This window comes from Kitasatospora sp. P5_F3, assembly GCF_054049135.1.
In genome coordinates, this window is sequence record NZ_JBFUMY010000030.1 from 26837 (window position 1) to 52811 (window position 25975).

Annotated in this window: 18 protein-coding genes, 1 tRNA gene and 3 pseudogenes; 10 read left to right on the plus strand and 12 right to left on the minus strand. The window is 70.4% G+C overall.

Translation table 11 applies throughout. The features are described from left to right. Nucleotides 1–70 precede the first annotated feature (70 nt). Together rlmB and ACXJMZ_RS18715 are read left to right on the plus strand one after the other, a co-directional pair. Entirely contained in the window at nucleotides 71–1066 is a 996-nt protein-coding gene (gene rlmB / locus ACXJMZ_RS18710) for a 23S rRNA (guanosine(2251)-2'-O)-methyltransferase RlmB (protein ID WP_457031195.1), read from the plus strand. Between the two features lie 182 nt (nucleotides 1067–1248). Beyond that, nucleotides 1249–2754, plus strand: a complete 1506-nt coding sequence (locus ACXJMZ_RS18715) for a DoxX family protein (protein ID WP_457031196.1) — start codon at nucleotides 1249–1251, stop codon at nucleotides 2752–2754. A gap of 44 nt (nucleotides 2755–2798) precedes the next feature. Here ACXJMZ_RS18715 and ACXJMZ_RS18720 read toward each other — a convergent pair. From ACXJMZ_RS18720 to ACXJMZ_RS18730, 3 genes and pseudogenes are all read right to left on the minus strand, one after another. Then, nucleotides 2799–3494, minus strand: a pseudogene (locus ACXJMZ_RS18720) (nucleotidyltransferase family protein); the annotation flags it as partial. A 71-nt stretch (nucleotides 3495–3565) separates the two neighbouring features. Further along, on the minus strand, nucleotides 3566–4003 hold the full coding sequence (locus ACXJMZ_RS18725; protein ID WP_457031197.1) for a hypothetical protein: 438 nt from the start codon (nucleotides 4001–4003) through the stop codon (nucleotides 3566–3568). A gap of 194 nt (nucleotides 4004–4197) precedes the next feature. Next, entirely contained in the window at nucleotides 4198–5289 is a 1092-nt protein-coding gene (locus ACXJMZ_RS18730) for an ABC transporter ATP-binding protein (RefSeq protein ID WP_457031198.1), read from the minus strand. 281 nt (nucleotides 5290–5570) lie between these two features. On the opposite strand from ACXJMZ_RS18730, the gene ACXJMZ_RS18735 reads away from it, so the two are divergent. Then, a tRNA-Thr gene (locus ACXJMZ_RS18735) sits at nucleotides 5571–5644 on the plus strand. Between the two features lie 109 nt (nucleotides 5645–5753). Here ACXJMZ_RS18735 and ACXJMZ_RS18740 read toward each other — a convergent pair. Together ACXJMZ_RS18740 and ACXJMZ_RS18745 are read right to left on the minus strand one after the other, a co-directional pair. Beyond that, on the minus strand, nucleotides 5754–6638 hold the full coding sequence (locus ACXJMZ_RS18740; RefSeq protein ID WP_457031199.1) for a hypothetical protein: 885 nt from the start codon (nucleotides 6636–6638) through the stop codon (nucleotides 5754–5756). Nucleotides 6639–6848: 210 nt separating this feature from the next. Next, entirely contained in the window at nucleotides 6849–8522 is a 1674-nt protein-coding gene (locus ACXJMZ_RS18745; protein ID WP_457031200.1) for a pyridoxal-dependent decarboxylase, read from the minus strand. Nucleotides 8523–8634: 112 nt separating this feature from the next. Here ACXJMZ_RS18745 and ACXJMZ_RS18750 point away from each other — a divergent pair, with 112 nt between their 5' ends. Beyond that, nucleotides 8635–9126 (plus strand): Lrp/AsnC family transcriptional regulator, encoded by a 492-nt coding sequence (locus ACXJMZ_RS18750; protein ID WP_235502494.1) that lies wholly within the window; start codon nucleotides 8635–8637, stop codon nucleotides 9124–9126. Between the two features lie 17 nt (nucleotides 9127–9143). Here the strand turns inward: ACXJMZ_RS18750 and ACXJMZ_RS18755 are convergent, their stop codons facing one another. Together ACXJMZ_RS18755 and ACXJMZ_RS18760 are read right to left on the minus strand one after the other, a co-directional pair. Continuing rightward, the gene (locus ACXJMZ_RS18755) at nucleotides 9144–9923 is read right to left on the minus strand and encodes a hypothetical protein (protein WP_457031201.1); all 780 of its coding nucleotides are present in this window, start codon (nucleotides 9921–9923) and stop codon (nucleotides 9144–9146) included. Continuing rightward, nucleotides 9920–10429: a SigE family RNA polymerase sigma factor gene (locus ACXJMZ_RS18760; RefSeq protein ID WP_457031202.1), complete on the minus strand. Its 510-nt coding sequence runs from the start codon at nucleotides 10427–10429 to the stop codon at nucleotides 9920–9922. The genes ACXJMZ_RS18755 and ACXJMZ_RS18760 overlap by 4 nt, the downstream gene beginning before the upstream one ends. A gap of 181 nt (nucleotides 10430–10610) precedes the next feature. Here ACXJMZ_RS18760 and ACXJMZ_RS18765 point away from each other — a divergent pair, with 181 nt between their 5' ends. From ACXJMZ_RS18765 to ACXJMZ_RS18790, 6 genes and pseudogenes are all read left to right on the plus strand, one after another. After that, nucleotides 10611–11972, plus strand: a complete 1362-nt coding sequence (locus ACXJMZ_RS18765) for an extracellular solute-binding protein (RefSeq protein ID WP_457031203.1) — start codon at nucleotides 10611–10613, stop codon at nucleotides 11970–11972. Nucleotides 11973–12006: 34 nt separating this feature from the next. Further along, nucleotides 12007–12927, plus strand: a complete 921-nt coding sequence (locus tag ACXJMZ_RS18770) for a carbohydrate ABC transporter permease (RefSeq protein WP_457031247.1) — start codon at nucleotides 12007–12009, stop codon at nucleotides 12925–12927. A gap of 3 nt (nucleotides 12928–12930) precedes the next feature. After that, entirely contained in the window at nucleotides 12931–13815 is an 885-nt protein-coding gene (locus ACXJMZ_RS18775; RefSeq protein WP_457031204.1) for a carbohydrate ABC transporter permease, read from the plus strand. Between the two features lie 57 nt (nucleotides 13816–13872). After that, nucleotides 13873–15422: pseudogene (locus ACXJMZ_RS18780) on the plus strand (glycoside hydrolase family 13 protein). A 168-nt stretch (nucleotides 15423–15590) separates the two neighbouring features. After that, nucleotides 15591–19808 (plus strand): galactose-binding domain-containing protein, encoded by a 4218-nt coding sequence (locus tag ACXJMZ_RS18785; protein ID WP_457031248.1) that lies wholly within the window; start codon nucleotides 15591–15593, stop codon nucleotides 19806–19808. A 77-nt stretch (nucleotides 19809–19885) separates the two neighbouring features. Next, nucleotides 19886–20899 (plus strand): LacI family DNA-binding transcriptional regulator, encoded by a 1014-nt coding sequence (locus ACXJMZ_RS18790; RefSeq protein WP_057231812.1) that lies wholly within the window; start codon nucleotides 19886–19888, stop codon nucleotides 20897–20899. A 60-nt stretch (nucleotides 20900–20959) separates the two neighbouring features. Here ACXJMZ_RS18790 and ACXJMZ_RS18795 read toward each other — a convergent pair whose 3' ends face one another. The 5 genes and pseudogenes from ACXJMZ_RS18795 to ACXJMZ_RS18815 form a co-directional block, all read right to left on the minus strand. Further along, entirely contained in the window at nucleotides 20960–21424 is a 465-nt protein-coding gene (locus ACXJMZ_RS18795) for a discoidin domain-containing protein (RefSeq protein WP_457031249.1), read from the minus strand. Then, a pseudogene (locus ACXJMZ_RS18800) lies at nucleotides 21416–23791 on the minus strand (discoidin domain-containing protein); the annotation flags it as partial. The pseudogene ACXJMZ_RS18800 and the gene ACXJMZ_RS18795, both read right to left, overlap by 9 nt. 190 nt (nucleotides 23792–23981) lie before the next feature. Further along, nucleotides 23982–25100, minus strand: a complete 1119-nt coding sequence (locus ACXJMZ_RS18805) for a carboxylate-amine ligase (RefSeq protein ID WP_457031205.1) — start codon at nucleotides 25098–25100, stop codon at nucleotides 23982–23984. A 104-nt stretch (nucleotides 25101–25204) separates the two neighbouring features. Then, complete coding sequence (locus ACXJMZ_RS18810; protein WP_457031206.1) at nucleotides 25205–25396, minus strand: DUF6126 family protein; 192 nt, start codon at nucleotides 25394–25396, stop codon at nucleotides 25205–25207. A 30-nt stretch (nucleotides 25397–25426) separates the two neighbouring features. After that, complete coding sequence (locus tag ACXJMZ_RS18815; protein ID WP_457031207.1) at nucleotides 25427–25960, minus strand: DUF6197 family protein; 534 nt, start codon at nucleotides 25958–25960, stop codon at nucleotides 25427–25429. Between the last annotated feature and the right edge of the window lie 15 nt (nucleotides 25961–25975).

Consider the following 25975-nt stretch of genomic DNA (forward strand, 5'->3'; position numbering starts at 1 on the left):
CCGCATGACGCAGAGCATGCCGTCGGCGGTCGCCGCCGGGGCGTGCGAGACAGACAAGGGAAGTACAGCCATGGCCGGCAACAGCCAGCGCAGGAACCGACGCAACCCCGACTCGAAGAAGGGCGCGAGTGTCGGCACCGGCGGGCACAGCCGGAAGGCGCTCCAAGGCAAGGGCCCGACCCCGCCCGCCTCGGCTCGCAAGGGGCACATCAAGCAGCGGCAGGCCAACGCCGCCGTGAAGCGGGAGATGGACGCCAAGTCGCGGGCCGGTATGCGCCGGGCCGGGGCCGGTGGCCGTGGCGGCCGCGGCGGATCGGGCTCGGCCGAGCTGGTCTTCGGCCGTAACTCGGTGGTCGAGGCGCTGCGCGGTGGCGTGCCCGCCACCGCGCTCTACGTGCTCCAGTTCATCGACACCGACGACCGGGTGCGGGAGGCCCTCCAGGCCGCCACCGAGCGCGGTGTGCCGCTGATGGAGGCGCCGCGCGTCCAGCTCGACAACATGACCGGTCAGATGAACCACCAGGGCATGGTGCTCCAGGTCCCGCCGTACGAGTACGCGCACCCGGAGGACCTGCTGGCCTCCGCCGCCGACAACGGCGAGGACGCGCTGGTGATCGCGCTGGACGGGGTCACCGACTCCCGCAACCTCGGCGCCGTGGTCCGTTCCGCCGCCGCCTTCGGGGCGCACGGCGTGGTGATCCCGGAGCGCCGGGCCGCCGGTATGACCGCCGGGGCGTGGAAGACCTCCTCGGGCGCCGCGGCGCGACTGCCCGTCGCGCGCGCCACCAACATGACCCGCGCGCTGGAGGCGTACCAGAAGGCCGGTCTGCTCGTGGTCGGCCTGGCGGCCGACGGCGAGGCGGAGATCGGCGATCTGGCGGCGCTCACCGGACCGGTGGTGATCGTGGCCGGCAGCGAGGGCAAGGGCCTCTCCCGGCTGGTCTCGGAGACCTGTGACATCCGGGTGCGGATCCCGATGCCGGGGGCGACCGAGTCGCTGAACGCCGGTGTCGCGGCGGGCATCGTGCTCTACGAGGCCGCCCGGCTGCGGGCCAAGGGCGTCTGAACCACCGGAGCTTGACGCTCATTTGTCGCAGTGAACCGATCGGGCCTGGTCAGGCCCGGTCGGTTTACTCATGATCACTTCAATCTGCGTCAGGAATCCACCCGGGAGAGTGTCCTAACCGGCCGTCACCCGGTTAGACGGGTGTGGACACCAGAACACCTCGGCGCCCCGCCCCGGGCGGCATGGCGGGAATAGATGCCGGCCCTGGCCTCAACACGGTCAAGGTGCCGTCCGACCCGGCTCGGCTCAGTAGTACCCAGGCCAGCTTCCGGGTCCGGCTGGCCGCCCCGGTGGCCCCGCTGATCGACACCCCGGCGGGCGCGGCCTTCGGCGATCCGTACGCAATGGCGGGCTTCACCCCACGCCCGATGGTCACCCCCCAGGTCGTGGTCGGTGGCCTCCAGGTCCCGGCGCTGGCCGGTGCGGGCGGCGCGGTGGTGGCTGGTGCCACCCCGATCCGGCGCAAGGGGCGGGTCACCGCCGTCACCTGGAGCGGCCAGGCGGCCCCCGGCGACATGGCGGCCACCCAGCTGCTGGAGGCGGTCCGCCTCAACACCGTGCCGGCCCCGGCCGGGCCGGTCGGCGGCGACGACACCGAGCAGCTCCGGGCGTACCGGCAGAGCCCGGCCCGTCCGGCGCTGCCCGAGCCGGTGGAGAGCTGGGCCCCCGCGGGCGAGCTGCCGGAGGTCTCGGCGACCGGCCCCGACTCCAGACACGCCTGGTACCCCGGCCGCAAGGTCGACCTCGGCCTGGTGCTGCTGCCGCTGCGGATCGTGCTCGGCTCGCTCTCGGTCTACGCCGGGTTCAGCAAGCTCTGCGACCCGGTGTACTTCGACGGCGGCGACCGCGGCTCGATGATGCGCTGGCTGGCCTCGCTGCACCCGTGGGGGGTGGCGCAGCCGCTGCTGGACTTCGCGATGGCCCACCCGGTGGGCTCCGGGCTCGCGGTCGCGTTCATCCAGATCGTGGTCGGCGTGCTGTCGATCCTCGGCCTGTGGCAGCGGGCCGCGGCCGGGATGGCGATGGCCCTGTCGGCCGCGCTGCTGTTCACGGTCAGCTGGCGGGCGGTGCCGGTCTACGACACCCCCGACCTGATCTTCCTGGCGGCCTGGAGCCCCCTGCTGATCGCCGGGGCGCCGTTCGGCTCGCTGGACGGCCGGATCGCGCTGGAGGCCTGGCGCAGGCACGGCTCCTCGGCCCCGGCCGCGCTGCGGCGGCGGATCCTGCGCCGCAGCGGCGTGGTGACCGCCGTGGTGGTCGGGCTGACCCTGCTGCTCGGTTCCATGCTCGGCGCGGCGGTCCGTACCGGCGGCCGGCCCGGCCCGGCTCCGGTCAAGCCCCCGACCGACTTCGGTTCGCCGATGTGGCCCGGCAACGGCCCCTCGCCGACCCCGGCCCCGGTCACCCCGGCACCGAAGACGCCCGCCCCGACCCCGACTCCCGCGCCCAGCAAGAGCGGGAGCGGCAAGCCCCGTTCGACCAAGTCGGAGTCCGGCTCGGTCGCCCCGGCCGCCACCCCGGGCAAGGGCAGCTCGGCCGGCTCCACCAGCTCCGGCACCGGCACGGGCGGCACCGCGCCCAAGCCGGCCTCCAGCAGCAGTTCGGGCGGGCTGCTGGGCGGGGTGCTCGGCGCTCCGCTGCTGGTGGGGATGGGCTCGGGGGCCGGTCCCAGCGGGGTGGACGCCTGAGCGGCGGCCTCTCCGGAAGCGGTTGAAGCGCGGTGGACCTCCCAGGTCCCGATCGCCCGCCAGTAGCACCCCTGCGGCAGCTGGTAGCCCGCCAGCCGCCTGCTACGGGCGAGTTGGGGGAAGGTGGTGCGCTCGTGGTCGCCGACGTCCGGCAGCAGCTCCTGGAAGCCGGGACCGAAGACGTACAGCCCGGCGTTGATCAGGAAGGGCGAGGGCGGCGCCTCGATGAAGTCCAGCACATTGCCGAACTGGTCGGTCTCCACCGCGCCCCAGGGGATCCGCGGCCGGGCCAGCGCGAGCGTCGCGAGGGCGTCCCGCTCGTGGTGGAAGGCGGCCATGTCGCGCAGGCTGAACCTGGTCCAGATGTCGCCGTTGGTGGCGTACCAGGGCTCGGCGGGGCGGGGGAGCGCCTTGGCCGCGTACTTCAGGCCGCCGCCCCGGCCGAGCGGAACGGTCTCCACCACCGTGCTGACGGCGAGCGGCAGGTCGGCCTGGTCGAGCCACTCCTGGAGCACCTCGGCGAGGTGCCCGCAGGAGATCACCACGTCGGTCACCCCCTCGGCGGCGAGCCAGCCGAGCTGGTGCCCGAGGATGGGCATCCCGGTACCCGGGATCTCGACCAGCGGCTTGGGCCGGTCGTCGGTGTACGGGCGCAGCCGCGAGCCCTGTCCGCCCGCCAGGATGACGGCCTGGGTCACGGCGGGGGAGTGCGGGTGCGATGCGGTCGAGTCAGCGGTCATGACAGCACTCTAGGGCTGCCGGGGTGACCGTACGGGGCGCGTGGGTTCCGCGCCCCGCGGGTGGATGCTCGCTAGCCGACCACGCCCGACGCGAACGAGCCGTCGCAGACCGGGCGGGCGAACGAGCGGGCCCGCTGCGCGTCACCCTGGTACTTGCGCACGGCGGCCTTGCCGAGGTCGGCGGCCAGCGTGCTGCAGTACGGGGTGAGCGTGGGCTTCTCCCGCATGGTGCGCTCCAGCAGGTCGAGTGCGGTACCCGGGTTGTGGGTGCGCAGCTCGTCCATCAGGTCGACCCGGAGGGCATCCTGCGGGGCCATGCCCTGCGTGTTGGTGGCGGCCGCGCTGCGGCCGATGGTGCCGTCACCACTGGAGGCGGCCACCACCTGCTGGTCGAGGCCGGTCGGTGGCGCCCAGGGGACGCGGGTGACGGCAAGCGTGCCGGTGGTCACCAGGATCACGGGCAGGGTCAGGGCAACGGTCTGGCCGATGCGGCGCACGAGCTGCTTCACGGTCAGGAGCGTAGCGGTGTGTGGGGTCGAGGTCGCCCTCCGTTACCCCAATGAGTGACGCGTGTCCTGTTTCGTCCTGCCATCCGGTTGACGTACGGCGCACGGACGACCGAACCCCCGACCGGATCGACTCCGGTCGGGGGTTCGTGATGTCGACAAGTCGTCAGACGCCCCTGGTGGGCGCCGACGGGCCGTCAGGCGCTCAGGCGGGCACCGGTGGTGGTGTTGAAGACGTGGGTCTCGCTGCCGTTCGGGACCACGTGGATGGTCTCGCCCTTCTGCGGGATCTGGCGGCCGTGCACGCGCACGACGATGTCCTTGTCGTCGCCACCGATCTTGGTGGTGCCGTAGACGAAGCCGTCCGCGCCGAGCTCCTCGACCACGTTCACGGTCACCGCGACGCCCTCGATGCCGCCCGCAGGGACGATGTCGAAGTGCTCCGGACGGATGCCGACGGTCACGCTCTTGTCGGTGCCGGCGCCGGCCAGCTCCTCACGGGAGATGTTGATGACCGAGCCGCCGAACTTCACGCCGCCGTCCACCAGCGGGACGTCGACCAGGTTCATCGCGGGCGAGCCGATGAAGCCGGCCACGAAGAGGTTGCCCGGGCGGTCGTACATGTTGCGCGGGGTGTCGACCTGCTGCAGCAGACCGTCCTTGAGCACCGCGACGCGGTCGCCCATGGTCATGGCCTCGACCTGGTCGTGCGTCACGTAGACGGTGGTGATGCCCAGGCGGCGCTGGAGCGACGCGATCTGGGTACGGGTCGAGACGCGGAGCTTGGCGTCCAGGTTGGAGAGCGGCTCGTCCATCAGGAAGACCTGCGGCTCACGGACGATCGCGCGGCCCATCGCGACACGCTGACGCTGGCCACCGGAGAGCGCCTTCGGCTTGCGGTCCAGGTAGTCGGTCAGGTCGAGGATCTTGGCGGCCTCTTCGACCTTGGCGCGGATCTCGGCCTTGTTCACGCCGGCGATCTTGAGCGCGAAGCCCATGTTGTCCGCGACGGTCATGTGCGGGTAGAGCGCGTAGTTCTGGAACACCATCGCGATGTCCCGGTCCTTCGGCGGCAGGTGGGTGACGTCCCGGTCGCCGATGCGGATCGCACCGCCGTTGACGTCCTCGAGGCCCGCGAGCATCCGGAGGCTGGTGGACTTGCCACAGCCGGAGGGGCCGACCAGGACGAGGAACTCGCCGTCCTCGACGTGCAGCTCCAGGGCGTCCACGGCGGGCTTGGTGCCGCCGGGGTACAGCCGGGTCGCCTTGTCGAACGTGACAGAAGCCATGACTTTTACACTCCTTCACCGGCAGGAACGTGCCGGACGATCCGAGTAAAGGTGGGGTTGTCGTCCGCCGCCCCTGCCAGTGGTCTGAACCACTGCCGCGACGGCTTCCCGCGACGCTACCTGGCGGATCGTCGGATTGTCAGCCCCCAGGGCGACCGATTCAGGCATCAGTCCGATCACGACCGGGTCGCCCGGCTCCCGATATCCCTCTCCACCACGGCATGCCCGCCCGGTACACTGCCCACTGGTGCCGCCGTGGCCTTGCCGCGGACGGTTGCCGTGCCCCCTTAGCTCAGTTGGCCAGAGCACCGCTCTTGTAAAGCGAAGGTCGTCGGTTCGAATCCGACAGGGGGCTCAGTGCTTGCAGCGTCCACGGGATGCACTGGGACGCACTGAGGGCCGGCTCGCCAGGGGTTTCCCGGGGAGTCGGCCCTTCGTCGTCGAGTGGCTCCGAGAGGTCTCTGTCATTCGCGCGGCACCGTCCCGAACTCCCGCATGGAGCCTCTCGCATTGTCGAGGACCCGGTTTCCCTGCTGATCGATCATGCGGGTGATGGACTCCTGGGCGATGCCGAAGAATATCGCCCAGGCTGCGATCTGGCCGCTGTTGTCCAGATACGTGAGACCCGGCACGAACTCGCCTCGGATGAGAATTATCCCCAACAGGGCGGAAAGGGCCCCGAGCGGCAGTCGCAGCAGCATGAGCACCATCGGCACCATGTACGGCGTCGCGGTGCCCTGTATGTGGCGCAGGGAAATCGCGCCGGCCACGGCCGCTGCACACATTCCGATGAACTCCACGAGCATCAGATCGACACCCGATGGCGGGCCGTCTCCGACCGGGCACTGTCGTACGCCGCCGGGGTAGAAGCAGGTCTTCTCCGCCAGTGCCCCCGGGGCGGCGAATCCCCAGATCACCGACAGGCAGGCGAGCACCGTCAGCGCCAGGATCGAGCTCAGCAGGAAATTGCGAAACGTCCTGACCTGGGCCCGCTCGGAGTCCGCCGCGTCATTGGCGGCGTGCAGCGTACGGACTGCCAAGTCCCGGAAGTTCTCGTCGAGTTGGTGGCTGTTGTCGCTCAGGTGGCTTTCCAGCAGTTTCCGCTGGGGATCCTTGATCCCCAGATGCTGCTCCGCTTTGGCGAGGACGGTCGCTCCGCACCATCTGAGGTCGCCGGTGGGGGATATCCTGAGAATTGCCTCTTCGGTCTTGTGAAGATTCGGCCAGGCCCGGTCAACTGCCGATCCCGACCAGATCGAGCGCAGTCCCCCTGGTGTGGTGACGGCCTGGCGGGCAGCCTCCAGATGCCTGTCCGCCATTTCGGCGATGCTTCGGTTCTCGGGTGTCACGGAGGGGCGTAATCTGTCGACCTGGGATTGCAGGTCGGCAATGTACGATGCACATCTCTGCCGCCATGACGACTTGCCGATGCCGGTAACATCCGAGTGCCTTGTCTCGGTCGTAGGTCTTACCGCCATGGATCCTCCATGGGGCTGCGCAGTAATTGAGTGTTCGGAATATGATGCACGATCTCTCGGTTCAAGCCTCGACCCGGGTGATCAGCTGTGCAAGTGCGGTCCGATGTCGGTGGGAGCGGTGCCGAGGATGACCGGGTCGTGGGCGAGGTCGTGGAGGAGGGCGTCGAGCTTGGTGCGGTCGACCGAGGACATCAGGAAGACGTGGGCGTAGCTGCGGCGGGTGGATTCGTCGCCGGGGGTGAGGAGGACGTCCTGGGAGGAGAGGGACCACTTCTCGACCAGGGCGGGACCGGGTCTGCGGAAGCGGACGGTGATGGCGCCCGGGGTACGGGTGGGCCAGAGGGAGATGCTGTGCGACCGCTCCAGCATGCGGAGCTGCTCTTTGAGGTAGGCGGCCAGCTGCTGGGCGCGGCGGATCCGGTCGACCTGGTCCTGGTAGGAGTGGCGGGAGAGGTGGTCCCAGAGGATCAGGGGCGAGAAGCCGTTGCGTGAGCCCGCGAAGGTGGTGTCGGGGGCGCCGGTGTAGTCGGGTTGGGACGGCGGGGATATCTGGTACTTGACCTTGGTCATGTAGATGCCGCAGGGCCAGGGTGCGCCGGGCCACTTGTGGCCGCTCATGGCGATCGAGGAGACCATGTCGAGGTCGCCGAACTCCCGGGTGGGGAGGGTGAGTCCGAAGTCGAACTCGGGGAGGTCGGTGTCGGGGGTCCAGCCGAAGGCCGGGTCCGCGGCGGCCATCCGGACGAACGGCGCGTAGCCGGCGCCGAGGGCGCCGTCCACGTGGATCCAGAAGCGTCGGCGCAGGTCCGTCAGGGGTTCGCCGGTCTGCGGGTCCCGGCCGTGGGTGACCTGACCCTGGATCAGGCCGTGGCGTTCGAAGATCGGGAGCAGGCGTTCGCAGGCCGCTCGGACGTCGTCGTGGGCGCCCTTGAAGGTGCTGCCGAGGTTGAGGCTGACGAAGATCGGGTGGCCCTTGGCGGCGAAGAACTCGACCAGCGCGGCCAGGGCGTCGATGTCGATCTCGCCGGTGCCGTCCCAGGAGTGGCCCGAGGGGCCGGGGCGGGAGGGCACCTCCGTGGGCCACCCGTGCTGGAGGGGGCTCTCGTCGGGGTACTGCTCGGTGCCCACGGCGTGGAAGGTGTCGACGCCCAGGACACGGACCGCCTTGGCGAAGGAGTAGTGGGTGTCCTCGGAGTAGAACGCCACGGGGCGGCGGGAGTTGGGGTTGGCGGGGGTGGGCGCGAGGGAGCCGCTGGAGGGCTGGATGAGTTGCTTGCCGGTCAGGTAGTCGCGGGCGTTCCAGAGCGCGTACATGTTGCCCTCGGTCGAGCCCATGGAGAGCACGTAGCCCCAGTACGACTCCGGGTCGGCCGGGTCGTGCGGCCCGTTCGCGTGCCACAGGGCGGCGTAGTAGTCGAGCACCGCGCGCTCGACGACCTTGGTGTTCGGCTTGTAGCCGCCGCTCTGGAAGGGGTCACCGAGGTTGTTGATGTTGTGCTGCATGAACCGGCCGAGGTCGAAGGCGCAGCCGCCCATCTCCTGGGTGGCCTGGTAGCCGAGCAGGTTGCGGCGCTTCCTGGTCAGGTAGCCGTCCAGCCGGTCGAGGGCGCGCAGGCGCTGCTCGTTGCCCAGGCCGGCGGCCGGGATTTCGAAGTCGGCGGAGTCCGGCTCGTCGGCTGAGGTCGGGGCCGGAGCCGGGGCCGGGGCCTGCGGGCGGAGGAGGGCGGGTCCGTCGAGAAGGTCGGTTCGGCTCATGGGAGCTCAGGATGGAACCTGTGACGGCGGGGAGGGAAGCACTCCGCAGAAGATTCGGAATCAGCTGCCAGAACCTTGTGGATCGTCGGAACGGTGGGCGAACCTGTGCGCTGTGCCGAACTATTCTCACGCCCACCGGGCGCCCCTCGACGACGTGGACCGGGCCATCCTGCGGATCCTGGTCGACAACGCCCGTACGCCGAACAACGCACTCGCCGAGGCGGTGGGGATAGCCCCGTCGACCTGTCTGGCCCGGGTGCGGGCGCTGCGTGAGCGCGGGGTGATCCGTGCGTTCCGGGCCGAGATCGCGCCCGCCGCGATCGGGCTGCCGTTGCAGGCGATGATCTCGGTCCGGCTCCGGGCGCACACCCGGGAGCAGAACGAGAGCTTCCGCGACACGGCTCCCGACATGCCCGGTGTGGTGGCGGTGTTCCACATGGCCGGCTCCGACGACTACCTGCTGCACGTCGCGCTCGCGCACCCCGACGCCCTGCGCGACTTCGTAGTCGACCACCTGACCACCCATCCGGCGGTGGCCCAGACCCGGACCAACCTGATCTTCGAGCAGATCGCGGGCCGTCGGCACCTGACTCCGGAGTTGTGAGATGGACGAGGCGTAGGTCAGGGGGCGGGCAGGGCTGCGGCCGCCTGGTGCCAGGCCGGGTCGAGGGCGAGGGCGGACAGCTGCGCCCCGGTCAGCAGCGGCGGATTCGGGTAGGGCTCCCGCCGGTCGGAGCCCGGGCCCGGGATGTTGCCGGCACCGGCCAGCACCGTGGTTCCGTCGGGCCGTTGCAGGGTGGCCCGCCAGTCCTGTTCGCCGCCGACGGCTCGGGGGGGCAGATAGAGCGTCAGGACGCTGCCGTCGGGCTGGGCGGTGACGGTGCAGCCCGGGATGCTGCAGTCCTGGGGGCGCACCTTCCCGTTCGGTGACGGGGTCGTGCGGCTGACGTCGATCCTGAGGGTGCCGGTGCCGGTGCTGTTCGAGATGGTGTAGGCGGCGGCCTGCTGTTTGCTGGGGAAGCCCGAAGTGCGGTCCAGCTTCAACGGGTTGCTCAGCTGTAGGCCGGTGGGCAGCTTCGACCTGAGCAGCTCCAGGAGTCGGTCGGCCCCGGTCGATACGGGGGGTGTGACGGCGGGCGATGTGGCGGGCGTGGCCGGTGTGCTCCGGGCGGCGGAGAGCGGTGGGGGCGCCTGGGCCGTGGTGCCGGGGACCAGGGCCAGGGTCACCGTGCAGACCAGGGCGAGGCCGCCCGCTCCGGCGGCGGTGCCGGTGAGGGTACGCAGCCGTCGGGCGCGCCGGCCGCGGTGCAGCAGTTCCGCCAACGGTACGGGCCCGGTGGGTACTTGGCGGATCGTCAGCTCTTGCAGCGCGCGCGAGATCCGTTCGTCGTCCTCGGTCACGGTGTGGTCTCCTGGTTCGCTAGCAGGGTGGTGCGCAGCCGGGCCATCGCCCGGGCGTTCTGGCTCTTCACGGTGCCGACCGAGCAGCCGAGGGCGGCGGCGGTGGCCTTCTCCGACAGGTCTTCGACATGGCGCAGCACGACCACGGCGCGCTGGCGTTCGGGGAGTGCGCGCAGGGCGAGGTGGAGCTCGTCCAGCGCGTCGATCCGGTCGCCGAGCGGGTCCATGGACTGGTCGGCGCTCTCGGGCAGGTCGGCGGTGAGCAGTTCGCGCCGCCGACGGCGCCACCAGCTGACGTGGTTGTTGACCAGCATCCGCCGCAGGTAGGCGTGCGGATCGTCGGTGGCGGCCCGGCGCCAGCGGACGAAGAGCTTGACCAGGCAGTCCTGGAGCAGTTCTTCGGCGCGGTGCCGGTCGCCGGTCAGCAGGGTTGCGGTGCGCAGGTGCCGGTGCCAGGCGGCCTCCACGAAGTCCGCGTAGGCGGCGTCCTCGGTTTCTCGACTCACGACGGACAGACGCGGGAGGGGCGGTGAAAGGTTGTCAGGACTACGACTGTCTAGTTTTTGCGAAATCCTGTCGACATCTTGTGGCCATCTGTCGAGCGGTGGTTAAGTGGCGGAGCCGCCGGAAGAACACTCAGCGCTGCGGCACCCAACCCACCCATGCCCGCAGAAGGGTTCCTCCGTCATGAGCAGAACTGGGCTCGTCCGTAGATCCGTCGTTGTCGCCGTGGCCGCAGGAATGAGCATGTCCCTTGCTGCCTGCGGCAGTTCGGGTGACACGGGCGGAGGTGACGGGGCGTCGAAGGTGACCGTCAGCGTGGACTGCCAGCCGCCGGTGACCAAGGCGGCGGAGCGCAAGCAGTGGGACGAGGACGTCGCGGCGTTCGGCAAGCTGTACCCGAACGTGACGATCAAGAGCAAGGACGCCTCGCCCTGCGAGGAGCCCGCTCCGTTCACCGCCCAGCTCAAGGGCAAGACGCAGACCGACGTCTTCTACACCTACTTCACCGACCTCGACCAGGTGCTGGACGCGGACGGTGCCGAGGACATCAGCGCGTACGTCAACGAGACCACCGTCCCGGCGCTGAAGGACATCGACCCCTCGGTGCTGGCCACCCTCAAGGACGGCGGCAAGCTCTACGGCCTGCCGACCTCGAACTACAAGATGGGCCTGCTCTACAACCGCAAGCTGTTCAAGCAGGCGGGTCTCGACCCGGAGAAGCCGCCGGCCAGCTGGGCGGAGATCCGGGAGGCGGCGAAGAAGATCGCGGCGCTCGGCAACGGTGTGAACGGGTACGGCGAGTACAGCGCGACCAACCAGGGCGGCTGGCACTACACGGCCGAACTCTACGGCCTGGGCGGCACGATGGTGAGCGAGGACGGCAAGAAGGCCGCGTTCAACACCGCCGAGGGCAGGCAGGTCCTGCAGAACCTGTACGACATGCGCTGGACCGACAACACCATGGGCGCCGCGCAGAGCCTCAAGTGGCCCGATCTGATGACCCAGATGGCGGCCGACAAGCTCGGCATGTACGTCGGGGCGCCGGACGACATCACGTACATGGTGCAGACCCTCAAGGGCGACTACGAGGCGTACGGGATGGGGCCGATGCCCGGGGCGAAGGCGGCGCTGCTGGGCGGCAACGACTACATGTTCAAGAAGGGCTCCAGCCCCGAGAAGATCAAGGCGGGCATCGCCTGGATCAACTTCAAGTACCTGACCCTCGGCAAGGGCCAGTTCGACTACGCCAGGACCAAGGCCGACGGCCTGCCGGTCGGCCTGCCGCAGCCGTTCTTCTTCACCGGCGCCGGTCTGGCGGCGGACAACAAGGCGAAGGCCGCCAGCGCCACCGTGCCGGTGCAGAACTACGCGCCGTACCTGGCCGCCTCGGTGCCCGGCAGGACCGAGCCCGCCCACGCGCAGCAGATCTACAAAGTGCTGGACAACGCGGTCTCGGCGGTGCTGACCGACAAGAACGCCGACATCGCCAAGGTGCTGGCCGACGCGGAGACCCAGGTCAACCAGGTGCTGGCCAGCCTCCAGTAGCGGGCCCTGGGGGCCGGCCGTCGGGGCCGGCCCGATCAGTGTCGCCGGGAAGGCGGCCAGACCCACCACCCACGAGGGCCGGGACCGACGGTGGCGGACGGTCCGTCAGAACCTCACCGCGCACGGCTTCCTGCTCGGCGCACTGCTCTGCTTCGGCTTCTTCACCTGGTACCCGATGGTCCGTGAGGTGGTGATGAGCTTCCAGAGGACCAAGCGGGGGAGGACCAGCTGGGTCGGGCTGGACAACATCGACCAGCTGCTCCAGGACCCGGCGTTCTGGCAGGCCTGGCGCAACACCCTGCTGTTCACGCTGCTGGCGCTGGTGTTCGGCTTCGCGGTGCCGTTCTTCGTCGCGGTGCTGCTGAACGAGCTCCGGCACGCCAAGTCGTACCTGCGGATCCTGGTGTACCTGCCGGTGATGATGCCGCCGGTCGCCTCGGTGCTGCTCTTCAAGTACTTCTACGACCCGGACTTCGGGCTGTTCAACAGCATCCTGCACACCCTGCACCTGCCGACCTCGGCCTGGCTCAACTCGCCGGACACCGCGATGGTCTCGGTGGTGATCGCGTCCACCTGGATGAACATGGGCGGCGCCACGCTGATCTACCTGGCGGCGCTGCAGGGCATCCCCGGGGAGCTGTACGAGGCCGCCGAGCTGGACGGGGCCGGGCTGTGGCGCCGGGTCTGGCACGTGACGATCCCGCAGACCCGGCTGATCCTCTCGCTGCTGTTGCTGCTCCAAGTGGTCGCCACCATGCAGGTGTTCGTCGAACCCTTCCTGCTCACCGGCGGGAACGGGCCGCAGGGGTCCACCACCACGGTGGTCTACCTCGTCTACCAGTACGCCTTCAACTTCAACAACTACGGCGCCGCCTCGGCGCTCGGTCTGATCATGCTGATCGTGCTCGCCGGATTCTCCGCCCTGTACGTACGCCTGTCCCGGAAGGCTGACTAGACCATGGACGAGCCGCTGACCCGGACGCTGATCTCGCAGACCCAACTCAACCGTCCGCTCGGCAGGTTGCTGTACCGGAGCGTGCTGGCGCTGACCGTCGTCGGCTTCACCGTGGTCTTCCTCGGGCCGCTGTACTGGCTGGTGACCGGTGGGCTGAAGTCCACCGCCGAGGTGATCCAGAACCCGCCGACGCTGTTCCCGGCCGAGCTGCACCCGGAGACGTACGCCACCGCGTGGCGCCAACTCGGTATGAGCCGACTGCTGTTCAACACGCTGTACTACGCGTTCGGGGCGCTCGCGTTCCAGCTGGTGTTCGACGTGGCGGCGGCGTACGCGCTGTCCAAGCTGCGGCCGGTGCTGGGGAACCTGATCCTCGGCATGATGCTGGCCACCCTGATGATCCCGGCGGCGGTGCTGATCGTGCCGCAGTACCTGACCGTGCTGGACCTGCCGCTGCTGCACGTCAACCTGGTCAACACGCCCTGGGCGATCTGGCTGCCGACGGTGGCGAACGCCTTCAACATCTTCCTGCTGAAGCGGTTCTTCGACTCCATCCCGGAGGACCTGATGGCGGCGGCGGCGATCGACGGGGCCACCCCGTTCCGGGCGCTGCGCTCGATCGTGCTGCCGATGTCGCGGCCGATCCTCGGGGTGGTGTCGATCTTCGCGGTGGTGAACGTCTGGAAGGACTTCCTCTGGCCGATGCTGGTCCAGCCGGACCCGGCCAACCAGACGCTCAACATCGGCATCAAGTCGCTGTCGATGGGCGTGCCGCAGAACGTGATCATCGCGGCGCTGGCGATCGCCTCGGTGCCGACCGTGGTGTTCTTCCTGATCTTCCAACGCAACATCATGTCCGGGCTCACCTCCGGCGGACTGAAGGGCTGAGGCCCGCAGGGCCCGACCGGAGCCGAGCACGGGCCCCGACCCGAAAGGACCCCCACCGTGGGACAGCAATCCCGGCTCCCCTCCGAACACCCGGACTGGTGGCGCGACGCGGCGATCTACCAGGTGTACCCGCGCAGCTTCGCCGACGGTGACGGTGACGGCACCGGGGACCTGTCCGGGGTCCGGGCCCGACTGCCCTATCTGGCCGAACTCGGCATCGACGCCGTCTGGTTCAACCCCTGGTACCCCTCGCCGATGGCGGACGGCGGCTACGACGTGTCGGACTACCGGGGCGTCGACCCGCTGTTCGGCACCCTGGACGAGGCCGAGAAGCTGATCGCCGAGGCGCTCGGCCTGGGCATCCGCACCGTGGTGGACATCGTCCCCAACCATGTCTCCGACCAACACCCCTGGTTCCAGCAGGCGTTGGCGGCGGCGCCGGGCAGCCCTGAACGCGAGTTGTTCCACTTCAGGCCCGGCCGGGGGGAGACCGGCGAGCTACCGCCGAACGACTGGGTGTCGGAGTTCGGCGGCTGCCCGTGGACCAGGCTGCCGGACGGCGAGTGGTACCTGCACCTGTTCGCCACCCAGCAGCCCGACCTCAACTGGGCGCACCCGCTGGTGCGTTCGGAGCACGAGGAGATCCTCCGGTTCTGGTTCGACCGGGGCGCGGCGGGGGTGCGGATCGACTCGGCCGCGCTGCTCGCGAAGGACCCGGCGCTGCCGGACTTCGTCAAGGGCCGCGACCCGCACCCGTTCACCGACCGGGAGGAGCTGCACGGCATCTACCGCTCCTGGCGGGCGATCGCGGACGAGTACCCGGGCGAGCGGATCCTGGTCGGCGAGGTCTGGCTGCCGGACGCCGAACGGTTCGCCCGCTACCTGCGCCCGGACGAGCTGCACACCGCGTTCAACTTCGACTTCCTGGCCCGCCCCTGGGAGGCCCGCGCCCTGCGCGGGTCGATCGACGGCACGCTCGCCCTGCACGCCCCGGTCGGCGCTCCGGCCACCTGGGTGCTGTGCAACCACGACGTGACCCGGACGGTGACCAGGTACGGCCGCCGGGACACCCGGTTCGACTTCGCCAGCAAGACCTTCGGCACCCCCACCGACCTGCGGCTCGGCCGACGTCGGGCCAGGGCGGCCGCCCTGCTCTCACTGGCCCTGCCCGGTGCGGTCTACCTCTACCAGGGCGAGGAGCTGGGCCTGCCCGAGGTCGAGGACCTGCCGCTGGCCCGGCTGCAGGACCCGATGCACCTGCGCTCGGGCGGCACCGACCCCGGCCGGGACGGCTGCCGGGTGCCGCTCCCCTGGTCGGGCGACCGACCCCCGTACGGGTTCAGCCAGGCTCCGGCCGAGCCCTGGCTCCCGCAGCCGGCCGACTGGGCCGACCTCACGGTCGAGGCCGCGGCGACACGTTCGAGTGGCTGGACAGCTCGGCGGAGGTGCTCGCGTTCCGGCGCGGGGCCGACTTCCGCTGCCTGGTCAACTTCGGGCCCGAGCCGTTGCCGCTGCCCCCGGAGCGGCAGGTCCTGCTGGCCAGCGGACCGCTCACCGAGGACGGACTGCTCCCCACCGACACCGCTGTCTGGCTGCGCGCCGGCTGAGGAGACTGCTGATGGCCCGGTCGCCACCCCGCTCGCCAAGGTTCCCAACTCCTCACCCCCACCCATCGTTCGGACGACGAGACAGAGGAAACCGTGAGAACCCGAGCACCGATCCCCCGACTGGTGGCCACCGCGGCCACCATCAGCCTGCTCGCCCTGGCAGGTCCGATGCTGCCCACCGCCGCCTCGGCGGCCGGCGGCCCCAACCTGGCGGCCGGAAAGACGGTCGCGGCCAGCAGCTCCACCGGCGGTCAGGCCGTCGGCAACATCAACGACGGCAACCAGTCCACCTACTGGGAGAGCAGCAACGGCAGCCTCCCGCAGTGGGTGCAGGTCGACCTCGGCGCGGCGGCCAGCGTGGACGAGGTGGTGCTCAAGCTGCCGGCCGCCTGGGGCAGCCGCACCGAGACGCTGGCCGTGCAGGGCAGCGCCGACGGCACCAGCTTCAGCACCCTGACCAACTCGGCGGGTTACAGCTTCGACCCGGGCGCCGCGAACACCGTGAAGATCGGCTTCCCGGCCGCCACCACCCGGTTCGTCCGGCTGGCGATCAGCGCCAACACCGGCTGGCCCGCCGCCCAGATCTCCGAGCTGGAGGTGCACGGCGCGACCGGCACCAGCGCCAACCTGGCCCAGGGCCGCAACCTCACCGCGAGCAGCTACAGCCAGACCTACACCGCGAACAACGCCAACGACGGCTCCCAGTCGAGCTACTGGGAGAGTGCCAACAACGCGCTGCCGCAGTGGATCCAGCTCGACCTGGGCGCCTCGGTCGCGGTGAACAAGCTGGTGCTCAAGCTTCCGGCGGGCTGGGAGAAGCGGACCCAGACGCTCGCCGTCCAGAGCAGCTCCAACGGCACCGACTTCACCGACCTGGCCGCCTCCACCGGCTACGTCTTCGACCCGGCCACCGGCAACGCCGTGACGGTCGACTTCGGCACCGCGACCACCCGGTACATCCGGCTTAACGTCACCGCCAACACGGCCTGGCCGGCCGCCCAGCTGGCCGAGCTGGAGGCGTACGGGCCGACCACGGGGGACACCCAGGCGCCGTCCGCGCCCGCCAACCTGGCGTATACCCAGCCGAGTTCGGGTCAGATCAGGCTGACCTGGGGCGCCGCGACCGACAACGTGGGCGTGACCGGCTACGACATCTTCGCCGACGGTGAGCTGCTGACCAGCGTCGGCGGCGGGGCGCTGACGTACACCGACACCCGGCCCGACAGTGCGACCGTGTCGTACTTCGTCCGGGCCAAGGACGCGGCCGGGAACCAGTCCGGGAACAGCAACACCGTCACCCGTACCGGCGCCACCGGGGACACCCAGGCGCCGTCCGCACCGGCCAACCTGGCGTATACCCAGCCGAGTTCGGGTCAGATCAGGCTGACCTGGGGCGCCGCGACCGACAACGTGGGCGTGACCGGCTACGACGTGTACGCCAACGGCGCGCTCCGCAGCAGCGTCGCGGGCAACGTGCTGACCTACACCGACAGCCAGCCGGACAGTGCCACGGTCTCGTACTACGTGAAGGCGAAGGACGCGGCGGGCAACCAGTCGGCGAGCAGCAACACCGTGCTCCGCAGCGGCAGCACCGGCGGCACCAACCTGGCGGTGGGCAAGGCGATCACCGCCTCGTCCTCGATCTTCACCTTCGTCGCGGCCAACGCCAACGACAACGACGTCACCACCTACTGGGAGGGGAACTCCAACAGCTACCCCAACACCCTGACGGTGCCGCTCGGTTCGAACGCCGCCGTCGACTCCGTGGTGGTCAAGCTCAACCCGGCCTCGGCCTGGGGCCCCCGGACCCAGACCATCGAGGTGCTCGGCCGGGAGCAGAGCGCGAGTGGGCTCGCCAGCCTGGTGGCCGCGAAGAGCTACGCCTTCGACCCGGCCTCCGGCAACACGGTGACCATCCCGGTCGGGGCCACGGTGGCCGACGTCCAGCTGAGGATCACCGCCAACTCCGGGTCCAGCGGCGGCCAGGCGGCCGAGTTCCAGGTGATCGGCACCCCGGCGCCGAACCCGGACCTCACCGTCACCGGCACCACCGCGACCCCGGCCAACCCGGTGGAGACCGACGCCGTCACGCTGGCCGCCACCGTCAAGAACGTCGGCACGCTGCCCTCGGCCGCCACCGCCGTGGACCTGTTCCTCGGGTCCACCAAGGTCGGCACCGCGCAGGTCGGCGCACTGGCTGCCGGTGCGAGCGCCACCGTCTCGGTCAACGCCGGGGCGCAGAACGCCGGCAGCTACCAGGTAAGCGCCAAGGTCGACCCGGCCAACACGGTGGTCGAGCGGGACGAGAGCAACAACGGCTGGACCGCCCCGGCCGCCCTGGTGGTCAGTCAGGTCGCCAGCTCGGATCTGCTGGCCGCCCCGGTCAGCTGGTCGCCGGGCAACCCGGCCACCGGCAACGCCGTCACCTTCTCGGTGGCGCTGAAGAACCAGGGCACGGTGGCCTCGGCCGCCGGTGCGCACGGCATCACGCTGACCGTGGCCGACCAGAGCGGCGCGGTGGTCAGGACGCTGACCGGCTCCTACGCCGGCGCGATCGCCGCCGGTGCCACCACCGCCCCGGTCAGCCTGGGCAGTTGGACGGCGGGCAACGGCAAGTACACCGTCACGACGGTGATCGCCAACGACGCCAACGAGCTGCCGGTCAAGCAGGCCAACAACACCAGCAGCCAGTCGCTGTTCGTCGGCCGCGGCGCCAACATGCCGTACGACATGTACGAGGCCGAGGACGGCGTGCTGGCGGGCGGTGCCTCGCTGGTCGGCCCGAACCGGACCGTCGGTGACCTGGCCGGCGAGGCCAGCGGCCGGCGGGCGGTGACGCTCAACTCCACCGGCGCCTCGGTCGAGTTCACCACCAAGGCGCCGACCAACTCCCTGGTCACCCGGTTCTCCATCCCGGACGCGGCGGGCGGCGACGGGATCAACTCGACGCTGAGCGTCTACGTCAACGGCAGCTTCCTGAAGACCATCGACCTGACCTCCAAGTACGCCTGGCTGTACGGCAGCGAGACCGGCCCGGGCAACTCGCCCGGCGCGGGCGGGCAACGGCACATCTACGACGAGGCGAACCTGCTGCTCGGCACCACCGTGCCGGCGGGCAGCAAGATCAAGCTGCAGAAGGACGCGGGCAACACCTCGCAGTACGCGATCGACTTCGTGAGCCTGGAGCAGGCCACCGCGACCCCGAATCCGGACCCGGCGCACTACACGGTGCCGGCCGGCTTCACCCACCAGGACGTGCAGAACGCCCTGGACAAGGTCCGGATGGACACCACCGGCACCCTGGTCGGCGTCTACCTGCCGACCGGTGACTACCAGACCGCCAGCAAGTTCCAGGTCTACGGCAAGTCGGTCAAGGTGATCGGTGCGGGCCCCTGGTTCACCCGGTTCTACGCTCCGACCACCCAGTCCAACACCGACGTCGGCTTCCGCGCCGAGGCCACGGCCAACGGGTCGACCTTCGCGGGCTTCGCCTACTTCGGCAACTACACCTCGCGGATCGACGGCCCCGGCAAGGTCTTCGACTTCTCCAACGTGGCCAACACGGTGATCGACAACATCTGGGTCGAGCACATGGTCTGCCTCTACTGGGGCGCCAACACCGATTCGATGGTGATCAAGAACTCCCGGATCCGTGACACCTTCGCCGACGGCATCAACATGACCAACGGCAGCACCGACAACCTGATCAGCAACAACGAGGCCCGGGCCACCGGCGACGACTCCTTCGCGCTGTTCTCCGCGATCGACGCGGGCGGTGCGGACGAGAAGAACAACGTCTTCGAGAACCTGACCTCGATCCTCACCTGGCGGGCCGCCGGTGTCGCGGTCTACGGCGGGTACGCCAACACCTTCCGCAACATCCACATCGCGGACACCCTGGTCTACTCGGGCATCACCATCAGCTCGCTGGACTTCGGCTACCCGATGAACGGCTTCGGGACCGACCCGACCAACCTGCAGAACATCTCCATCGTCCGGGCAGGCGGCCACTTCTGGGGCTCGCAGACCTTCCCCGGCATCTGGGTCTTCTCGGCCTCGAAGGTGTTCCAGGGCATCCGGGTGAGCGACGTGGACATCGTCGACCCGACCTACCACGGCATCATGTTCCAGACGAACTACGTGGGCGGTCAGCCGCAGTTCCCGGTCAAGGACACCGTGTTCACCAACGTCTCGATCAGCGGGGCGCAGAAGAGCGGTGACGCGTACGACGCCAAGTCGGGCTTCGGGATCTGGGTCAACGAGGCGGCCGAGGCCGGTCAGGGCCCGGCGGTCGGCAGCGCGGTCTTCAACAACCTGCGGTTGAGCGGCAACTTCCAGAACATCAGGAACACCACCTCCACCTTCACCCTGACCGTGAACCCGTAACACCCACCGAGAACGGTGCCGCCCGGGGTGCGGGCCACCCCGCAAAAAACTTGCGCGGGAAGACGTACACTCGCGGCATGACACGACGACTTGCCCAGGTGGCGCAGAAGGTCGGGGTCAGCGAGGCCACGGTCAGCCGGGTGCTGAACGAGAAGCCCGGCGTCTCCGACGCGACCAGGGCGGCGGTGCTGACGGCGCTGGACGTGCTCGGCTACGAGCGGCCCACCCAACTCCGCGGTGAGCGGGCCCGGTTGGTCGGCATGGTGATGCCGGAGCTGCAGAACCCGATCTTCCCGGCCTTCGCCGAGGTGGTCGGCGGCGCGCTGGCCGGCCAGGGCTTCACCCCGGTGCTCTGCACGCAGACCGCCGGCGGCGTCTCCGAGGCCGACTACGTGGACCTGCTGCTCTCCCAGCAGGTCTCCGGGGTGGTCTTCTTCGGCGGCCTCTACGCCCAGGCGGACGCGGCCCACGAGCACTACGAACGGCTGGCCGAACGCAGCCTGCCCACCGTGCTGCTGAACGCGGCGATCGACGGCCTGGACTTCGCCCGGGTCTCCTGCGACGACGCGGTGGCGGTGGAGCAGTCCATCGGCCACCTGCGGCAGTTGGGGCACCGGAAGATCGGCCTGGTGCTCGGCCCGAGCGACCACGTGCCCTCCCAGCGCAAGCTGGCGGCGGCCCGGGTGGCGGCGGCGAAGGCCGGCCTCGAGCTGCCCGACCTGCACGTGGAGCGCGCGCTGTTCACCCTGGAGGGGGGCCAGGCGGCCACCACCAGGCTGCTCCGGCAGGAGGTCACCGGCATCATCTGCGCGAGCGACCCGCTGGCTCTGGGGGCGGTGCGGGCGGTCCGCCGGGCCGGGCTCTCGGTGCCGGACGACGTCTCGGTGATCGGCTACGACGACTCGGCCTTCATGAACTGCACCGACCCGCCGCTGACCACCGTCCGACAGCCGATCGAGGCGATGGGCCGGGCCGCCGTGGACCTGCTGGCGGGGGAGATCGGCGGCGCCAAGATCACCCACGACGAGCTGCTGTTCGAGCCCGAGCTGGTGGTGCGCGGCTCGACCGCGCCGCCGCGCTCGCGCGGCTGACCGCGCACGCCGGAAGGCCCTGACACCCGATGAGGTGTCAGGGCCTTCGCATGGGCCGGGTCAGGAGGCGTACGCCTGGATGTCGGAGAGCTGGGCGGCCGGCCAGCCGGTGTTGCCGGTGAAGGTCACCCGCAGGTGGCGGGCGGCGGCGCCGGGGAAGCTGACCGTGACGGTGTTGCCGGTGGCCGGGTCGAAGCCGTAGCCCGCAGAGGCCTTCGTGGTGGTCCAGCTGCTGCCGTCGGTGCTGGTGAGTACCGAGAGCGTCTCGGTCCGCGCGCCCCAGCCGGCCGGCAGCCTGAGCACCAGGCGGGACACCGTGGCCTGGGTGCCGAGGTCGGCGCTCAGCGACTGCGGGAACGCGTTGTTGGCGCTCTCCCAGTAGCTGTTCGGGTCACCGTCGTTGGCCCGGGAGACGGCGTAGACGTCCGCGTGGCTGGTCTCGGTGAGGGTCCGGCCCGCGAGCAGGTTCGGGTTGGCAGGTGGGGTGGTTGTGGGGGTGGTCGTGGGGGTGCTGCCGGTGAGCACGGTCAGCTCCGCGAGCTGGGCGGCGGGCCAGCCGGTGTTGCCGGTGATCGTGATCCGTAGCCAACGGGCCTTGGTGGCAGGGAAGCTGACGGTCACGGTGTTCCCGGTGGCCGGGTCGAGCAGTACCCCGCGCGAGGCTGCCAGCTCGATGAACGAACTGCCGTCGGTGGAGCCGGAGACGGCGAGCGTCTCGGTGCGGGCCTCCCAGTTCGGCGGCAGCTTCAGCTGGACACCGGTCACGTCGGTGGCGGTGCAGCGGTCGACCGTCAGCGACTGCGGGAAGGCGTTGTTGGTGCTCTCCCAGTAGCTGGTGGCGTTGCCGTCGATGGCGTTGGCCGCGCTGTAGCTCTGGTTGCTGCTGGTCGCGGTCGCGTTGACGGTGCAGACCGGCGGCGTGGACGGAGACGGAGACGGGGAAGGGCTGGACGACTGCGACGGCGACGGTGAGGGCGAGGGCTGGGTGCCGTTGGACGGCCGACCGCCGTAGGTGAACCTCGGGTCGGGCCAGACGCCCGTGCAAGTGGAGCCCGACCAGCCGGAGTTGCCGCCGCCGTCGGTGATCACGAAGCCGGTGCCGACGCAGTTGTGGGTCGGGGTGGCCGCCTGCGCGATGTTAATCGCCGTCACGTTGGTGAACTTCATGCTCGCGTTGGCCTGTGCCTGTATCGCGTAGGTGCCCGCGCCGTCGATGTTCACGTTGGTGAAGTTGACGCCGTTGACCGCGCCTTCGATGGTCTGGATCGCCTCGTACGAGCTGTCCAGGATGTCGCTGTCGGTGATGTTGACGGTCGCGCCGCTGATCGCCTCGTTGAGGCCGCTGAACCAGACCGCGCCGACCCCGAAGTTCCAGTTGAAGTCGCTGTTGCCGGTCCGGATCAGGGTGTTCCGGGCGGCGGTGATGGTGCCCGCGACGGCGGTGCCGTTGCCCGAACTGACGCCCGGGTAGCGGTTGGCGATGTGCAGGCCGCCGCCGTTGCTGATGGTGTCGGCCATCACGTTGTCCGAGATGGTGAAGTCCTTGCCGCCGTACGTGACGATGTTGTTCGCCAGGATCGGCAGCACGACCGTGTTGTGGGTGAAGCTGTCGCGCACGTTCGGTACCCGCTCCGGCCAGGAGGCCAGGCCGTCGTCACCGGTGTTGCGGACGAAGGTGTTGGTGACGGCCGAGTCGGTGACCCCGGTGTGGAAGTTCACGCCGTCGGCGGTCTGGTCCAGGATCCGGCTGTTGCGGATGGTGAAGTGGTCCATCGGGCCGTCCATCCAGGCGGCCACCTTGGTGTGCTGGATCCACAGGTTGTCGACCACCGAGTTGCTCATCGCGCCGCCGAGGGCGTTCACCTGGTCGTCGTCGACCCGCTCCTGGATGTCGCCGATCAGGGCGAAGTCCTTGAGCGTGACGTTCCGGCTCGGGCCGCCTCCCTCGTGCGGCCGGACCGCGCCGCCGTAGCCGCCGCCGGACACGTACTTGCCGTAGATGCCGGCCGCCCGGTTCCGGTTCACCGGGTCGCGGCCGCCGAGCACGCTGTACCAGGGCCCGGCCCCGGCCAGCGTGACGCCGTCCACCACCACGTGGTCGTACAGGGTGAAGTTCCCCTGCGGGATGAAGACCGTCTTGCCCTGCGCCTGACCGGCGTTGACCGCCGCCTGGAACTTCGCGGTCGAGTCGGTGGCCCCGCTCGGGTCGGCGCCGAAGTCCGCCACCACGTCAAGTGCCCCGGCGGGCTTGGCGATCGGCGCGCCGACCTGCTCGAAGTCGGCCAGGTCGATGGTGAAGCTGGGCGACTGCGCGGTGGAGGAGACCTGCAGCCGGATCTTCGCTCCGGCGGGCAGGGTGGAGCCGAACATGGTCCGGGTCTCGTCGTAGAAGTGGTGCGGGTTGGTGTCGCCGGGGTTGTTGTTGAACGGGTAACCCCCGTAGTACCAGCCGTACTTGGAGGTGACCGGCAGGTCCTTCAGCTTCGACCCGTTGACCAGCAGGTCGATCGAGGCGGTCCGCCCCCGGCCGTCGGCGGTGTCCGGCAGGCTGTACCGGAAGCTCATCGCGTCGGCGGGCGCGGCCAGGGTGAACTCCACGTACTGGCCGGTGGAGTTGAGCGTGACGGCCTGGCGTCCCGACGCCTCCGAGGGCAGGGTGCCGTAGCGCCGCTCGGGGCCGATCACGGTGCCGTTGGTGGCCGCGTACTCGGCCTCCTGCTCCTTGAACGGGACGGTGGCACCCCGGCCGGAGACGTCCAGCGGGGACAGGGTCGGTACGGCGGCGGCGTGCGCGGACTGGGCGGTCAGGCCGAGCAGGGCGGCGGAGCTCAGTGCGGCGGCCGTGAGCACGGCGAGCGGGGCGCGCAGGCGGCGAAGTGGGGGTGGCTGCATGGGGGATGCACTTCCTTGCTGGTCGCGTGGGTGGGAACGGCCGAGCGTTGGAGAGACTAGGCGCGACGGTGCATGAAGTCCATGTAAATGTGCAAAATTTCGACAGAGATCGCGCAAGTACGTCGGATCGACGGACCGGTCCGGCGGCACGGCGACCGGAACGGGAGCAAGCTGCCGTCGTCCGTCCGGGCTACTGCTCCGGCAGCGTGACCGCGTCGACCACGTCCCGCAGGTCGTACCGGCGGCGGTGGGCCGTGCGCTGCCGCTCGGCGCCGCCGCCGTGGCGGCGCAGCTCTGTCCACAGGCTGTGGACGGTCGCAGTGTCCCCGGCGGCGGCCAGGCCGGGGGCGATCCGGCGGAGCAGGCGTTCGACCAGCTCGACGGCGGGGGCCGGGCCGCCGGTGGTCAGGTCGACCCCGGCGCCGGTCAGGCCGTCCCGGGCGGCCCGCCAGTGCGCGGCCCGGAGCAGCGGATCGGGCACCTGGGGCGGCCGGACGCCCCGGGCGGCCTCGGCCAGCAGTACGGCGGCCAGCGCGCGGGCCAGCCCGGCCAGCAGGACGACCACTCCGGAGTCGGCGTTCACGTCGCAGACCCGGATCTCCACGGTCGGGAAGCGCTCGGAGGGCCGGGCGTGCCAGTAGACCATCCGCCGGTCGAGCAGCAGCCCGGTCTCCACCAGCCGGTCCAGCAGCGCGTCGTACTCGGCGGCATCGGCGAGCAACGGAGTCGGTCCGGCGCCCGGGAACTGGGCCCAGCGCAGTGTGCGCCAGCCCGCGTAGCCGGTGTCCCGGCCGTCGTGGAAGGGCGAGTTGGCGGCGATCGCCTGCAGTGTCGGCAGCCAGGGCCGGAGGTGGTTGGCCAGCTGGACGGCGCTCTCCCGGTCCGGCACGCCGAGGTGGATGTGACACCCGGCCACGCCCGCGCCCTGGTCGCCGTGCACCAGCGGCCCGTACTCGGCGGCCATCCGCCGGTACCGGTCCTGGTTGCTGACGTCGAGTCGGGTGACGGCGGGGATCACCATGGTGCCGGAGGCCACCGCCCGGCAGTCCGCCTGCTCGGCCGCGGCGGCGATGCCCGCGCGCAGCCGGCGCAGTTCACCGTGCAGCTGGTCCAGGGTGTGCACCGGTACGGTCCGGGTCTCCACCATGGTCGGGAACAGCTCGCAGCCGACCTGGTCGCCGAGCAGTTCGGTGGCGGTCTTCAGGACGGTCGGCGCGGCCCCGACGGCGGCCCGGCTGTACCGGTCGGCGAGCAGGAACTCTTCCTCCACCCCGATGGTCGGCACCTGGCCCGGATCGGATTCCGACATCGCCCACCGCCCGTTCCCGGGCTTCCGCCCGTCGCTGGGCAGTCTGCCCGGCTGTCAGTGGGCGAACCAAGGGACACGCCTGCCCGATCGGGTGGAGCCGGAGCTCAGTGGCGGTTGCCCAGCGCGAACAGCAGGATCACGAACCCGGCGAAGACGTGCGTGCCGGCGATGTAGATGGAGGCCCGGACCAGCATCTGGCGGCGCCTGCTCTTCTCGTCCCGGACTGCGCCGCTGGGGACGGGCCCGCCCTGGACGACATCACCCTGGACGACGTCGCTGCGAACGGCCTCGCTCATCGTCGGGCTCCTTCGGGTCGCGGCCAGGTCTCAGATCCCGAGTGTACGGGCGCGGGCGGCGGCCCGGTCGAGCAGCCGGTGGACGTCCGCCTGCCGGGTGGCCGGGTCGTCGTTGTACTCGTCGGGGGAGCTGACGGGGTGTCCGCTCGCGTGCAGCACCTCCATCACCTGGATCCGGGCCCGGCGGGCGTCCCCGGGCGAGCCGAAGCCGTGGGCCAGGACGGCGGCCTGTGCGCCGAGCAGGCAGACCCGGCCCTCGGCGTCCCACATGGTGCCCTGCACCCAGCCGGCCGCGGCCAGGTACCGGGAGGTCAGCGACAGGTGCCCGGCGATGCCCACCGCGGTCGGTGCCGGGGGTCTGCGGAGCAGGCGGTCCAGCAGGGTCGGGACCGGCAGGCGGTGCTCCGCGTACCAGGGCTGCCGGATGCTGCCGAGCGGGCAGACGTACGGCAGGTCGGGGCGGGCGGGGAACGAGGCGAGGTAGCCCTCGATCTCGGCGACCAGGCCGGAGCTGTCGACGGTGAGCAGGGGCGGAAGAATTAATGGCTTATCGGGTGATTTCACCCTTTCTTGATACCT